13 protein-coding genes are annotated in these 13,168 nt (G+C 35.9%); 11 read left to right on the top strand and 2 right to left on the bottom strand.

Going from position 1 to position 13,168, the window contains the following annotated elements:
• The first annotated feature begins 2 nt into the window (after positions 1-2).
• The 11 genes from HV819_RS06685 (at position 3) to HV819_RS06640 (ending at position 9,512) form a co-directional block, all read left to right on the top strand.
• On the top strand, positions 3-191 hold the full coding sequence (locus HV819_RS06685) for a hypothetical protein (RefSeq protein WP_092086270.1): 189 nt from the start codon (positions 3-5) through the stop codon (positions 189-191).
• Entirely contained in the window at positions 191-529 is a 339-nt protein-coding gene (locus HV819_RS11450) for a hypothetical protein (RefSeq protein WP_176269767.1), read from the top strand. Before HV819_RS06685 ends, HV819_RS11450 begins: the two co-directional genes overlap by 1 nt.
• On the top strand, positions 522-1,661 hold the full coding sequence (locus HV819_RS06675; protein ID WP_150891249.1) for a DUF2800 domain-containing protein: 1,140 nt from the start codon (positions 522-524) through the stop codon (positions 1,659-1,661). The genes HV819_RS11450 and HV819_RS06675 overlap by 8 nt, the downstream gene beginning before the upstream one ends.
• Before the next feature lies 1 nt (position 1,662).
• On the top strand, positions 1,663-2,211 hold the full coding sequence (locus HV819_RS06670) for a DUF2815 family protein (RefSeq protein WP_176269811.1): 549 nt from the start codon (positions 1,663-1,665) through the stop codon (positions 2,209-2,211).
• Between the two features lie 10 nt (positions 2,212-2,221).
• Positions 2,222-2,356 carry a hypothetical protein gene (locus HV819_RS11725; protein ID WP_263596051.1) on the top strand — a complete coding sequence of 45 codons (135 nt, stop codon included), beginning with the start codon at positions 2,222-2,224 and terminating at the stop codon, positions 2,354-2,356.
• Positions 2,357-2,529: 173 nt separating this feature from the next.
• A complete protein-coding gene (locus tag HV819_RS06665; protein WP_176269810.1) occupies positions 2,530-4,518 on the top strand; it encodes a DNA polymerase in 1,989 nt (662 codons plus the stop codon).
• A gap of 54 nt (positions 4,519-4,572) precedes the next feature.
• On the top strand, positions 4,573-4,974 hold the full coding sequence (locus tag HV819_RS06660; protein ID WP_176269809.1) for a helix-turn-helix domain-containing protein: 402 nt from the start codon (positions 4,573-4,575) through the stop codon (positions 4,972-4,974).
• Positions 4,967-5,143: an SHOCT domain-containing protein gene (locus HV819_RS06655; protein ID WP_176269808.1), complete on the top strand. Its 177-nt coding sequence runs from the start codon at positions 4,967-4,969 to the stop codon at positions 5,141-5,143. Before HV819_RS06660 ends, HV819_RS06655 begins: the two co-directional genes overlap by 8 nt.
• A gap of 43 nt (positions 5,144-5,186) precedes the next feature.
• A complete protein-coding gene (locus HV819_RS06650) occupies positions 5,187-6,962 on the top strand; it encodes a recombinase family protein (protein ID WP_176269807.1) in 1,776 nt (591 codons plus the stop codon).
• Complete coding sequence (locus HV819_RS06645; protein WP_176269806.1) at positions 6,944-8,521, top strand: recombinase family protein; 1,578 nt, start codon at positions 6,944-6,946, stop codon at positions 8,519-8,521. The genes HV819_RS06650 and HV819_RS06645 overlap by 19 nt, the downstream gene beginning before the upstream one ends.
• A 139-nt stretch (positions 8,522-8,660) precedes the next feature.
• Complete coding sequence (locus HV819_RS06640; RefSeq protein WP_176269805.1) at positions 8,661-9,512, top strand: MerR family transcriptional regulator; 852 nt, start codon at positions 8,661-8,663, stop codon at positions 9,510-9,512.
• A gap of 386 nt (positions 9,513-9,898) precedes the next feature.
• Here HV819_RS06640 and HV819_RS06635 read toward each other — a convergent pair whose 3' ends face one another.
• The gene (locus tag HV819_RS06635; protein WP_176269804.1) at positions 9,899-11,446 is read right to left on the bottom strand and encodes a recombinase family protein; all 1,548 of its coding nucleotides are present in this window, start codon (positions 11,444-11,446) and stop codon (positions 9,899-9,901) included.
• Positions 11,412-13,142: a recombinase family protein gene (locus HV819_RS06630; protein WP_176269803.1), complete on the bottom strand. Its 1,731-nt coding sequence runs from the start codon at positions 13,140-13,142 to the stop codon at positions 11,412-11,414. The genes HV819_RS06635 and HV819_RS06630 overlap by 35 nt, the downstream gene beginning before the upstream one ends.
• Positions 13,143-13,168: the final 26 nt, after the last annotated feature.

Genomic DNA, 13,168 nt, shown 5'->3' with positions numbered 1-13,168 from the left:
AAATGAAACATAAACTTCTAATCAGTGTTTCAAAAGAACCAAAAGCAGATGGATATGCCAATTGCAAGACCATCAAGTTAAGGGAAAGACTCATCAGATTTTTCCTTGGAAAGAAATCAGACATTATGGTTTTTATTCCAAGCAATAGGATTGATGAGATTTCCATTCAAAATGAAGGGGGTGAGAGATAGTGGATACCAAACAAAAGTACGACTTAATGATGGATGCATCAAAATTACTGAGGTCTTTGGCTGATGTAGTAGAGTCAATTGCAATTACCTATAAGGATACTACTTATATTGAAGCAGATGCAAAAGTGATTGAGGAAAAGCAAGTAAATGCTTTGCCGGAGGCAAAAAAACTTAACCTTGAAGATGTAAGGGCAGTTCTTGCAAAACTAAGTCAGCATGGGAAAACTGCAGAGGTAAAAGAACTGATTGTAAAGTTCGGTGGGACGAAGTTATCAGATGTTCCAAAGGAAAACTACAGTCAGCTATTAAAAGAAGCGGAGGAAATCAAAATTGAATAAACACGCAATTTTATCTCCATCAAGCTCCCATAGGTGGCTTAACTGTACACCAAGTGCTGTGCTTGAGCTGGAGTTTGAAAACACCAGTTCATCTGCAGCAGAAGAAGGAACAGCGGCACACGCCTTTTGTGAGCACAAACTAAAAAAGGCATTGAAGATGCGAAGTAAACGACCTGTATCCGATTATGATTCCGATGAAATGCAAGAATGTACTGATGCCTATGTGGATTTTGTTTTGGAGCAATATGAATTAGCCAAACAGAAGTGTAAGGATCCGGCTATTCTGATTGAACAGAAAGTGGATTTTTCGGAGTATGTTCCAGATGGATTTGGAACTGCAGATTGCTTGATCGTTTCAGATGATAGGCTTTCCATCATTGACTTTAAATACGGACAGGGAGTTCTTGTTGATGCCTATGAGAATTCACAAATGAAATGCTATGCACTTGGAGCACTTTCAATTTATGAAAGCCTATATGACATAAAAGAAGTTAGTATGTCAATCTTTCAGCCACGAAGAGAGAATGTTTCTACTTGGACGATTTCTGCAAGCGAACTAAAGAAGTGGGCAGAGGAAGTTCTAAAACCTAGGGCAGATTTGGCTATAAAGGGTGAGGGAGAATATTGCTCAGGTGATTGGTGCAAATTTTGTAAGGCTGCAGTTAGGTGTAGAGCAAGGGCGGAAGAAAAGCTGAAACTTGCAAAGGATGAGTTTAAACTGCCACCACTATTAACAGATGCTGAAGTAGAAGAAATTCTAGTGGTTATTCCGGATTTGACTTCATGGGCAAATAGCATCTTAGCTTATGCTACAGATATGGCAGTTAATCATGGTAAAGAGTGGGATGGCTATAAGGTTGTAGAGGGTAGGTCTGTAAGAAAGTATAAGGATGAAAACGCAGTAATAGAAAAGGCGAAAGAAAATGGCTATTCCGATATCTTTAAAACCAGTCTTATTACACTTACTGAAATGCAAAAACTAATGGGAAAGAAGAAATTTGAGGATATTCTAGGTGACCTCATTATCAAACCACCTGGAAAACTGACACTTGTACCAAACTCAGATAAGCGTCAGAAAGTAAATGTAACAAATGCTAAAAACGAATTTAATGAAATAACGGAGGAAAATTAAAATGGCAAATATTAGTAGAACAAAGGTAATCACAGGAAAAGACACAAGACTTTCATATTTTAATGGCTGGGAGCCAAAGTCAATTAATGGAGGACCTGAGAAGTATAGTGTATCTATTCTTATTCCAAAGGATGACAAAGAAACAATTACTGCAATTGAAAAGGAGATTGATGCTGCAATCGAAGAAGGAATCGGGAAGTTTGGTGGAAAGAAACCAAACAAGGCTGCTATTAAATTGCCTCTTCGAGATGGAGATATTGAGCGTGATGATGAGGCATATAAAGGTCATTATTTCATCAACGCAAATAGCGTAACAGCACCTCAAATTGTAGATAAAGCTGTAAAACCTATCCTTGATAGAAGTGAATTATATTCAGGTTGTTATGCTCGTGTATCCATTAGCTTTTATGCTTTTAACTCAAATGGTAATAAGGGAATTGCCTGCGGTCTTGGAAACATTCAAAAGATTAGAGATGGTGAGCCACTTGGTGGAAGAAGTAATGCTGCTGATGATTTTACAAGCCTTGAAGATGATGACTTCTTAGCTTAGGAGGTGCGTTATGACTAAAGTAGAAAGTATGATGTTATCCGTATGCTTTGGGGCAACCGTAGGACTAATCTTAGGCTCATGGTGGTTTCTGATTAAAGAATGGATAAAGGATCGCAAGGAAAAGAAGAAAAAGAAGGAGCAATAGTAACATGAATTTGATTGATATATTTGTTGCTATCTTCATTGGAACTTGGCTCTTCGATTTTGTAGCAAAAACACTGGTAAGTCTTTATCTAGACATCAGAGAAAAGATAAACAGAAAGTAACATGGTGGGTGGCACTAATCTGCCACCCTTATTTTTATTGGAGGTGATGAAGATGGAAACTATCAGTATAGACATTGAAACCTATAGCAGCGTAGACCTTAAAAAGTGTGGTGTATATAAATATGCCGAATCCGATGATTTTGAAATACTCTTATTTGCTTACAGCATTGATGGTAGTGATGTTAAAGTCATAGATTTAGCAAAAGGAGAGGAAATCCCTTCTGAAATACTGGATGCTCTTACAGATAAAAAAATAAGCAAATGGGCATTTAATGCACAATTTGAGAGGGTTTGTTTATCAAGATTTTTAAGAGATAAAGGCACCAGTCTAGATCCTTTCTATGATAATCATGAACTTAGTACATCAATGGCGATGTTTTTAAATCCGACATCTTGGAAATGCACCATGATTTGGTCAGCAACACTAGGACTTCCCTTATCCCTTGAAGGAGTGGGTGCTGTGCTAGGACTTGATAAGCAGAAATTAAGCGAAGGTAAAAACCTAATCAAGTATTTTTGTGTACCCTGCACTCCGACAAAAACTAACGAAGGAAGAACAAGGAATCTGTACTTTCATGATGAAGTAAAATGGGAACAATTCAAATCATATAACAAGCGTGATGTGGAAGTTGAGATGGGAATTCAAGAGAAATTATCGAGATTTCCTGTGTCAGGAGATATATGGGATGAGTTTTATTTAGACCAAGAAATCAACGATAGAGGAATCGCTATTGATCCTGTTCTTGTTGATTCGGCAATCAAATTAGATACTGGTGTAAAGGCTAGTCTTATGCAAAAGCTAACAGAAATTACTGGACTTGAAAATCCTAACTCAGTTCTTCAGATGAGAAACTGGTTATCGGAGCATGGACTTGAAATGGAGTCTCTAGGCAAAAAGGAAGTAGCAAAAGAAATAAAGACTGCATCAAAAGAACTTGCTGAGGTTCTTACTTTAAGACAGCAGTTATCAAAGTCTTCTGTTAAGAAGTATACAGCCATGAAAAATGCTGCCTGCACAGACAATAGGGAAAGAGGAATGTTTCGTTATTATGGTGCAAATAGAACTGGAAGATTTGCAGGAAGGCTTGTTCAGTTACAAAACCTACCACAAAACCATCTGCCAGATTTAGCTGATGCTAGAGCACTTGTAAGAGAAGAAAATGTAGATGCTCTTGAAATTTTATATGAAGATATCCCAGATACCTTATCTCAACTGATTAGAACTGCCTTCGTACCTCAGAACAATAACAAATTCATAGTAGCTGACTTTTCAGCCATTGAAGCGAGAGTCCTTGCATGGCTTGCAGGAGAAAAATGGAGAATGAAGGTCTTTGAAGAAGGTAAAGATATCTACTGTTCATCTGCTAGTCAGATGTTTGGAGTCCCTGTTGAAAAGCATGGTATAAATAGCCACCTTAGACAAAAAGGTAAAATCGCAGAACTTGCACTTGGCTATGGTGGTTCGGTGGGCGCCTTAAAAGCTATGGGAGCACTTGAAATGGGACTTGTTGAAGAAGAACTACAGCCACTTGTAGATGCATGGAGAAATTCAAATCCTATGATTACAAGTCTTTGGTGGGATGTGGATAGAGCAGTCAAAATCTGTATTAAGCAAAGAATAGAAACGGAAACTCATGGCATAAAGTTTTCATGGAAAAGTGGATTCCTTTTTATTGAACTTCCTTCAGGAAGAAAACTTGCCTATGTAAAACCTAGAATTGGTGAGAATAGATTCGGTGGTGAGTCAGTTACTTATGAAGGAGTCGGGAATGCAAAAAAGTGGGAAAGACTAGAAAGTTATGGTCCTAAGTTTGTAGAAAATATTATTCAGGGAACTGCAAGAGATATTTTGCTCTTTGCTATGAAGACATTAAGAAACTGCCAGATAGTAGCACATATCCATGATGAAATAATAATAGAGGCTGATAAAAGAATGAGTCTTTCTATGGTATGTGAGCAAATGGGAAGAACACCACCTTGGGCTAAGGGGTTGCTTCTTCGTGCAGATGGTTATGAATGTGAATTTTATAAAAAAGATTAATAGAAGCGTCAGATTTTGACCTTTCCCAAGGCTACCTAATAGGAGGTAGCCTTTATGAATTTAGAAGAAAAAGAAAAGATAAAAGAACTTAGAGAAGAAGGCCTAGGATATAAGAAAATCTCAAATGAACTTGGAATAAGTGTAAATACCATTAAATCGTTCTGTAGAAATAACAACTTAGCCGGATTTTTTACTCCTAAGAAGTGTTATTGCAAAGAGTGTGGAAATGAAATCATTCAAAAAGAGCATACCAAGAAAAAGATCTTCTGCAGTGAAAGTTGTAAAAGAAAATGGTGGAATAAAAATAGGATAAAGCTAGATAAGACAAAACTTGAAGAACATACCTGTCTTAATTGCCATAAACCATTTAAAGCCTATCCTCATGAAAACAGAAAATACTGCTGTCATACCTGCTATATAGAGGATAGGTTTAGAGGCGGTGATGGTGATGAATAAAGAGGAACACGCTGAAATGATGTATCAATTATCTGTCTCCATTGCTGTAAAAATGCTCAAAAATCACATTATAAATAAGGAAGAATTCGAAGAAATGAATTGTATCTTACTGGAAAAATATCATCCATTTATAGGGGAGCTTTTCTCACTAAATGACTTGATAAATTAAGCGTTTAGAGTGATATATATACACTGACAAAGGAGGTAGACCAATGAAAAAAGTACAAAAAATCGATGTGAAAAAGCCACTCATCGAAACAAGAAAAAAGGTTGCTGCCTATGCCAGAGTATCTATGGAAACTGATAGACTTAAGCATTCCTTATCTGCACAGATAAGTTATTACAGCAAACTTATTCAAAATAATCCTGAATGGGAATTTAAAGGCGTTTATTCTGATTATGGTATATCAGGAACAAGTACAGCTAAAAGACCAGGCTTTATGGAAATGATGGAAGAGTGTGAAAAGGGAAATATCGACATTATCCTTACAAAATCCATCAAGCGTTTTGCTAGAAATACAGTTGACCTTTTGGAAGTAGTAAGACACCTTAAATCAAAGGGAATTGAAGTTAGATTTGAAAATGAAAACATAAATTCATTAAGTGGTGATGGTGAGCTTATGCTTTCCATCCTAGCTTCATTTGCACAGGAAGAATCAAGATCCATTTCAGAAAACGTGAAATGGGGGACAGTAAAAAGATTTAAACAAGGCATACCAAACGGAAGATTTAATGTATTCGGATATGTTTGGGAAGGCGATAAACTCGTAATTGTAGAAGAAGAGGCTGAGATTGTAAGAAGAATATATTCAGAATATCTTTCTGGAAAATCAAGAATGCAGATTGAGAAGATGTTTGCTAAAGAAGGGATAACAACTAGGCGAGGCTATAGGTGGGTAGATTCTAACATAAAAGTAATTCTAAGAAATATCACTTACACAGGAAACCTGCTATTCCAAAAAGAATATGTAGTTGATCCAATTACTAAAAAGCGAAAGCTCAATAGGGGTGAACTACCTCAATATTATGTAGAAAATACACATGAGGCAATTATTCCAAAAGAAACCTATGACAAAGTGCAGATTGAAATGGAAAGAAGGAGACTTGCTGGGGCAATTGGTAACCCTGCCATACCTACAACTGAAATGACCGGAAAGATACGATGCCCACATTGTGGTAAGAATTTTCAAAGTAGTGTTAGAAATTTAGTAAATGGGAAAAACAAGTATTGGGTTTGTGCCACGAGAAAAGCAGGACACGGTAATCCATGTCATACCGGAGATATAAACGATAGGCTAATAAAAGAAATTATCTGTGAAGTTTTAGAAATTGAAGAGTATGATTCCAAGCTTTTTACTAAAGAGATAGACCACGTTGATGTAATAGGAAAAGAAAAATTTATATTCTACCTTACAAATGGAAGAATAGTTGAAAAACCATATAGAAAGATAGATAGGAAGAAATATTTTACTGAAGAGGTTAGAGCAAAAATATCGGAGCAAAGAAAAAATAAACATAATTATCATAGAAAAAATCCAGCTACACCTTTCACAGGACTAATTGAATGTGATAGATGTGGTAATTCATTTAATGCTCTGAAAACAACACTAAAGACAGGGGAGAAAATAACATACCTTTCATGCAGAACAAAAAGAAGTGAATGCCCACATAACTCAATTCAAGAAGGAACGCTTAAAAAGCTATTATGTGAGGTGTTAGAACTTGATGAGTTTGATGAGAAGGTAATGGATGAAAAAATCCAAAGGATCTACATTGCTGATAATAAAGTAAGGTTTAAGTTCAAAGATAGCCACGAGGAAACAAAAGAATATCTTGAGAAAAAACGTGGTACTCCTTGGACTAAGGAAAGACACGAAAAGCAGATTCTTCAAATGCATGAATACTGGAAAAATGAGGAACACAGAAAAGAAGCAAGCGAGAGAATGAAGAAGATAAGGAGTGAGAAAAAATGGTCAATAAGAAAGTAACAACAATACCTGCAACCATTAGTAAATTTAATCTGACTCCAATTAATGAAGTGAAAAAAAGAAGAGTTGCAGGATATGCCAGAGTATCAACTGATAGCGAAGAACAGCAAACTTCCTATGAGGCACAGGTTGACTACTATACAAACTATATCAAAAGTAGAGAGGATTGGGAGTTCGTACAAGTTTATACAGACGAAGGAATATCAGCTACCAACACCAAAAAGCGTGATGGTTTTAAACGAATGGTAAAAGATGCCCTTGATGGAAAGATAGACCTTATTGTTACTAAGTCAGTCAGCCGTTTTGCAAGGAATACGGTCGATAGCTTATCTACCATCAGAAAGCTAAAGGAACATGGCACAGAAGTATTCTTTGAAAAAGAAAACATCTGGACTTTTGATAGCAAGGGAGAACTGCTTATTACAATCATGTCCAGCCTTGCTCAAGAAGAATCAAGATCCATTTCAGAAAACTGCACATGGGGCCAAAGAAAGAGATTTGCTGATGGTAAGGTAACCGTACCTTTTGAAAGATTTCTAGGTTATGACAGGGGAGAAGATGGCAACTTAGTTGTTAATCCTGAGCAAGCAAAAGTTGTAAAAAAGATTTATAGACTTTTCCTTCAAGGATATTCACCATTTGGAATTGCTAAAGAACTGACGGAAGAAGGAATATTAACACCCGGTGGAAAAAAGAAATGGTCAGCAGGAACAGTTAATGCGATTTTAAGAAATGAGAAATACAAAGGGGATGCGCTACTTCAAAAGTCATTCACAGTGGACTTTCTAACTAAGGAAAAGAAAAAGAATGAAGGGGAGATTCCTCAATACTATGTAACTGGAAATCATGAGGCAATTATTCCACCAAGTACATTTGATAGAGTACAAAGGTTACTAGAGCAAAGAAAAGCTGGAAAGAACCGAATTTCAAGCGTTAGCATATACTCAAGTAAGATTAAATGTGGAGATTGTGGGTCTTGGTACGGGTCAAAAACATGGCATTCAACCAGCAAATATCGTCAGAAGATTTGGCAGTGTAATCATAAGTTTGAAGAGAAATGTAGCACTCCACATTTAACTGAAGAAGAAATCAAAAACTTATTTTTACAGGCAGTTAATAAGCTGGTCAAGAACAAGAAGGAAATTATCAGCAACCATAAAGAAATGGCAAAGATAATCTTTGATACTTCAGTGCTTGAGAAAGAAAAGATAGAGCTTGAAGAAAAACTTAACATTGTAGCTGAACAGGTAAATGACTGTATAAACGAGAATGCTAGAAAAGTTCAAAATCAAGATGAGTATGAAGTAAGATACACAAGCCTAGTAAATAGATTTAATACTACAAAGACTAGGCTGGATGAAATCAAGCAGACCATCATAGAAAAACAATCCAAGCGTGATGAGGTAGAGGACTTTATACATGAACTTGAAAAGCAAGAACTTATGACAGAGTTTGATAAAAATGTATGGCTTAGCATGGTAGATTTCCTTACAGTGTATCATGATGGAAGAATTGAATTTATTTTTCTTGATGGCAGCCAGGTAGAATTAAATAGATAAAAAAGAAGAAAGGCACTTCACTAAAATTGGTGAGGTGTCTGTTTTGCTTTATAGGCTAGTGGGAAATTTATATAATATATAGGGCTTGACCTGTCCGTTGGGGACCGTGTTATCCTTTAATCAAAGGAGGTAGATAACCATGCTAAGAAGTGAAATTCAAAAAGAAACGGGTCTAACTAGGAAGGCAATAGAATATTACGAGGATAAAGGACTTATCCATCCTCAGAAATCTGAGAATGGTTATAGAGACTATAGTACCAAGGATTTAGAAATTTTGAAAAAGGTATCTATATTTAGAAAGTTGGGAATGAGCATTTCAGAGATTAATCAGTGTATATCATCAGGTGGGGATACACTGTCTTCTGTTTTAAGAAAAAAGGAGCATCAATTGGAGGTTGATGAGAAAAGAAAAGCAATACTAGAAATGGTTGTTAAAGGTGAAAGTAATCAACTTATTAATGATAAAATTTCATTACTTGAGGCGGAAGAAACTATCTATGAAAAACTAGAAATTGCTTTTCCAGGGTATTTTGGACAAATGTTATTTGCTGCTTATCAACCATTTTTGAATGAGCCATTAGAAAATGATGGTAAGAATTCTTTTTACAAATATATAGATTATCTTGATAGGCTCCCTTCGTTTGAATTAAGTGAAGAAGAGAAAAAATATATTGAGAAGCTTAGCTCACACTTTGATATGGAAACCTTAAAGGATATAAATCAAGCTAAACTCGATGCTGTCAATAATCCAGAAAAGTGGATGAAAGATAATGAAGATGCAATTTCTTCGTATGAAAGCTATAAAATTAGTGAAGAGTATCAAAATAGCTTGATGAAACAGATCCAGGAAAAGCTTAAAAACTTTATGAAGGAAAATCAATATTATGAAATAGCAATTCCACTTATTAGAAAATTTAGCAAGTCTTATGATAATTACTATAAGAAGTTGCTAAAGGCAAATGAACAGTATCTAAATAATAAATATCAATAATCATAGGTAGGCACTTACTTGTATTTAGTAGGTGTTTTTTCTATGCCCCAATATAAAAAGTTTCAGAGTACAGAGCCATAGTTTCAGAGTTAAAAGGAAAAGTTTAATTGTATCAAAGACAGTAAGAAACTAGAAATGTAGTCCAACGATAGGATACATTTTAACAGTTGAAAATACGGCTGTTTCAAGCCTTTCTGTTAAGTAGCTCAATCATTTGACCTGAAAATCGGGTCTTTTTTTATTGCCATTTTTTCTGAATTCAGTTTTTTGCACACCACCTTGATATAAAAATTCCTAAACCTTTTAACGGATAAATAATAAGGGTGTGCATATTGATTAAATGAAAGAGCCTTGCTGGATTGACGATTCCAACAAGGCTCTAAGTGTTATATTCCATTTGCATATTTAAATTCAAAACTTCCATCTTCATGCACCACCATTTTTTCAAGCATCAAGTTCCAAAGCAAGGGGTCAAATTCTTCAAGAGGTTCTAAGAGATTCAGCTTTTCTATGAAGAAGTCGTATTTCAGTTTTCTTGATTCTTTTTCACTAATTTCTTTTGCCAATCTTTCGTAGTTTTCTTTTTCATCATTAAAAGCATTTACCAACTTTTCATATTTTTTAGCATATTCTATTTGGTCTTGACTGGTCTTGGAATTGTCTTCTATTAGTTTCTCAATCTTTGCTTTACAGGCATTCATTTTATCGATGGATAACTCAAGAGAAACTTGAAGTTGGGAGGTATCAAAAATATCTTCTACCATTTTTAAATCTTCTAAAATATGCTCTTTATTTGCTATTAGCTCATTTACAGAGTCTATAAAAGCTTTTTTAATATTTTCTTCATATAGATGAGGAGTTTTACAAGGTTCTTCTTTTTTCGTATATTTCTTGTTGCATCTCCAGATGGTGCGTCTATATTTAGTATTAGAATGCCAGGTCTTTGGTCCATAGTATGTACCACAAGAGCCACATAGAATTTTGGAAGAAAAGATATGGTGATTGTACTTAGGTCTGTTTTCAAGCATATCCTGTACAAAATCCCAAATTTTAGGCTTTATAATTGCCTCATGGTTCTTTTCTACATAGTATTGAGGTATCTCCCCTTCATTTATTTTTTTCTCTTTGGTCAGAAAATTTACTGTGAAAGACTTTTGAAGAAGGGCATCACCTTTATATTTTTCATTTGTGAGTATCGACCTAATACTACTCGTGCTCCACTTTTTCTTCCCTTGAATGGTAGGAATGCCTTCTTCGGTTAATATCTTTGCTATCCTGTAAGGGCTGTAACCTTCTATGAAAAGATGGTATATCCTCTTTACCAATTTTGCCTCTTCTTTATTGACTACCAAGTTTCCGTCCGGTCCTTTATCGTAGCCTAGGAAGTTGGCAAATGGAACGGTAACTTTGCCGTCAGCAAATCTCTTCCTCTGTCCCCAGGTTACATTTTCTGAAATAGATCTTGACTCTTCCTGTGCGAGTGAGGACATAATAGTAATTAATAATTCCCCTTTGGAATCGAAAGTCCAGATGTTTTCTTTCTCAAAATAGACCTCAACACCTGCGTCTTTTAAATTTCTTACGGTTGTTAAACTATCCACCGTGTTTCTTGCAAATCTTGACACCGACTTGGTGATGATGAGGTCTATTTTTTTATTCAGTGCATCTTCAACCATATGGTTAAAGCCTTCCCTATATTTCGTATTTGTTCCTGAGATTCCTTCATCTGTATAGATACTTACAAACTCCCAGTCGGCTCTTTGCTTAATATAGTTGGTGTAGTAATCCACCTGTGCCTCGTAGGAAGTAAATTGCTCATCTGAATCGGTAGATACTCTGGCATATCCCGCAACTCTTCTTTTAGTAACCTGAACAGTCGATTTGGATGAATATTTTGTCTTAGTTGCCGGTATCTGAGTTACTTTCTTTTTCATGTCTTTGCCTCCATAGTTCTTTTTGAATTTTGCTCATTTTCTTTTTTGTTTCTTCCGAGTGTTTAGGCTTTGGACTTATTGGATTTTCATATTTATAAGTCGCCTTTTTGCCGTCTTTGTAGTGAAAAGTCAAAGTATAATCATTGATACTTATATGACTTAATTTCTCTATCATTATGTCTTTATCAAAGGCTTTAAGTCCAAGTTCCTTAGCTGTAAGTTCTTCTAAAACACTCAAATTTACAGGAGAGTTTTCACAGATGCTTTTCTTGCTCGAGCAGTAGTAGCAGATGACTATGTCTCCATTTACATGGTACAGCTTTTGTCTTCTGTAGCTTTTGCCACATTTCTCGCATTTTACAAAACTTGTAAATTCGTTATAACGGCTTATCTTTCGATTTAGATTAGGATCTGACCTTTTCTTTGAATAGTTAAGTCTTACTTCATCTGTCCACCTATCTTTTTTGGCAGTGGATTTCCACTCCACTTTTTCTTTGTGACCGTCTTTAAAGATAAATTCCAAAAGTCCCGGTTTTAATACATTGATATCGGAAATTCTTTCTGTAAATACCTCTTCATCAAATTCATGAATGCCGAGAACCTCCGCACATTTATTTTTTAAAATGTACTCCGGGATTGAAGGATTGATGCAGCCATTTCTTCTTGCTTCTTTTTGCCCGGCACACATCCAAACGGCATACTTTCTTCCGGCTTGATTTCTCTGATTTCTTTGGTAGTTCCTACCACAAGAACAGTGGATTTTACTTGTAAGACAAGTTGTATTAATTGCTCTATTGGCGAGTGCTCCAAGTTCTCTTCTTCTTGCCATTTCTTCTTGTACCTTATTAAAAACATCAAGCTCTATTATTTTAGGATGCGTGTTTTCCGTCCAGTACATAGGCAGTTCACCTTGATTTTTAATTTCTCTTTTAGTTATAAAGTCGGTATAAGTCTTTTGCAGTTTGGAGTTGCCTGTGTACTTTTCCTGTCTTAAGATTGCTCTTATGCTTGAGGGACTGAAGGGATTTCCCGTAAGACCTTTTATATTCTTTTCTTGTAATTCTCTAGCAGTCGTTTCAGCTGATTTACCGTCCAAGAAGTTTTGAAAGCAGTATCTTATAACCTCAGCCTCTTCTTCTACCAAATTAAACTTCTCTCCATCCCATCTGTAGCCATAGAGTACAAAGGAGTTACCCTTACCTTTTTCAAAGTTTTTTCTGATTCCCCATTTAACATTGTTGGAGATGGATCTTGCCTCTTCCTGTGCAAAGGATGCAAGAATGGAAAGCATAAGCTCTCCGTCACCCGAGAAGGTCTTTATATTTTCTTTCTCGAAATGCACCTCAACTCCTATTAACTTTAAGTGCCTTACTATCTCAAGAAGATCTACAGTATTTCTTGCAAACCTAGATATGGATTTTGTAAGGATAAGGTCAATTTTTCCATCTTCACAGGCCTTTAACATCTCTTGAAATTGCTCTCTATTTGCAGTTGCTCCGCTTGTTCCTAAATCCGAATAGACACCTGCAAATTCCCAATCCTTGTTGGCCGTTATAAGTTCGTTGTAATAGCTTACCTGCTGTGATAGAGAATTTAAGGTTCTTCCTTTCGCTACAGAAACTCTTGCATAAGCCGCCACTCTTTTTCGTTTTTTAAGAGTGGGAAGTTTCGCTTCAATCTTTTGTATCCTTTTCATCAAACTTCCTCCTTATCAGTACTATA

The sequence above is a fragment of the Anaerococcus faecalis genome, assembly GCF_013371425.1.
Classification (GTDB): domain Bacteria; phylum Bacillota; class Clostridia; order Tissierellales; family Peptoniphilaceae; genus Anaerococcus; species Anaerococcus porci.
This window is presented reverse-complemented; position numbering and strand designations above follow the sequence as displayed.

What these genes read in the sequence shown, in the direction of transcription:
- HV819_RS06685 (WP_092086270.1), top strand. Translation starts at nt 3, where the DNA reads ATGAAACATAAACTTCTAATCAGTGTTTCAAAAGAACCAAAAGCAGAT.
- HV819_RS06670 (WP_176269811.1), top strand. Translation starts at nt 1,663, where the DNA reads ATGGCAAATATTAGTAGAACAAAGGTAATCACAGGAAAAGACACAAGA.
- HV819_RS11725 (WP_263596051.1), top strand. Translation starts at nt 2,222, where the DNA reads ATGACTAAAGTAGAAAGTATGATGTTATCCGTATGCTTTGGGGCAACC.
- HV819_RS06665 (WP_176269810.1), top strand. Translation starts at nt 2,530, where the DNA reads ATGGAAACTATCAGTATAGACATTGAAACCTATAGCAGCGTAGACCTT.
- HV819_RS06660 (WP_176269809.1), top strand. Translation starts at nt 4,573, where the DNA reads ATGAATTTAGAAGAAAAAGAAAAGATAAAAGAACTTAGAGAAGAAGGC.
- HV819_RS06655 (WP_176269808.1), top strand. Translation starts at nt 4,967, where the DNA reads ATGAATAAAGAGGAACACGCTGAAATGATGTATCAATTATCTGTCTCC.
- HV819_RS06650 (WP_176269807.1), top strand. Translation starts at nt 5,187, where the DNA reads ATGAAAAAAGTACAAAAAATCGATGTGAAAAAGCCACTCATCGAAACA.
- HV819_RS06645 (WP_176269806.1), top strand. Translation starts at nt 6,944, where the DNA reads ATGGTCAATAAGAAAGTAACAACAATACCTGCAACCATTAGTAAATTT.
- HV819_RS06640 (WP_176269805.1), top strand. Translation starts at nt 8,661, where the DNA reads ATGCTAAGAAGTGAAATTCAAAAAGAAACGGGTCTAACTAGGAAGGCA.
- HV819_RS06635 (WP_176269804.1), bottom strand. Translation starts at nt 11,446, where the DNA reads ATGAAAAAGAAAGTAACTCAGATACCGGCAACTAAGACAAAATATTCA.
- HV819_RS06630 (WP_176269803.1), bottom strand. Translation starts at nt 13,142, where the DNA reads ATGAAAAGGATACAAAAGATTGAAGCGAAACTTCCCACTCTTAAAAAA.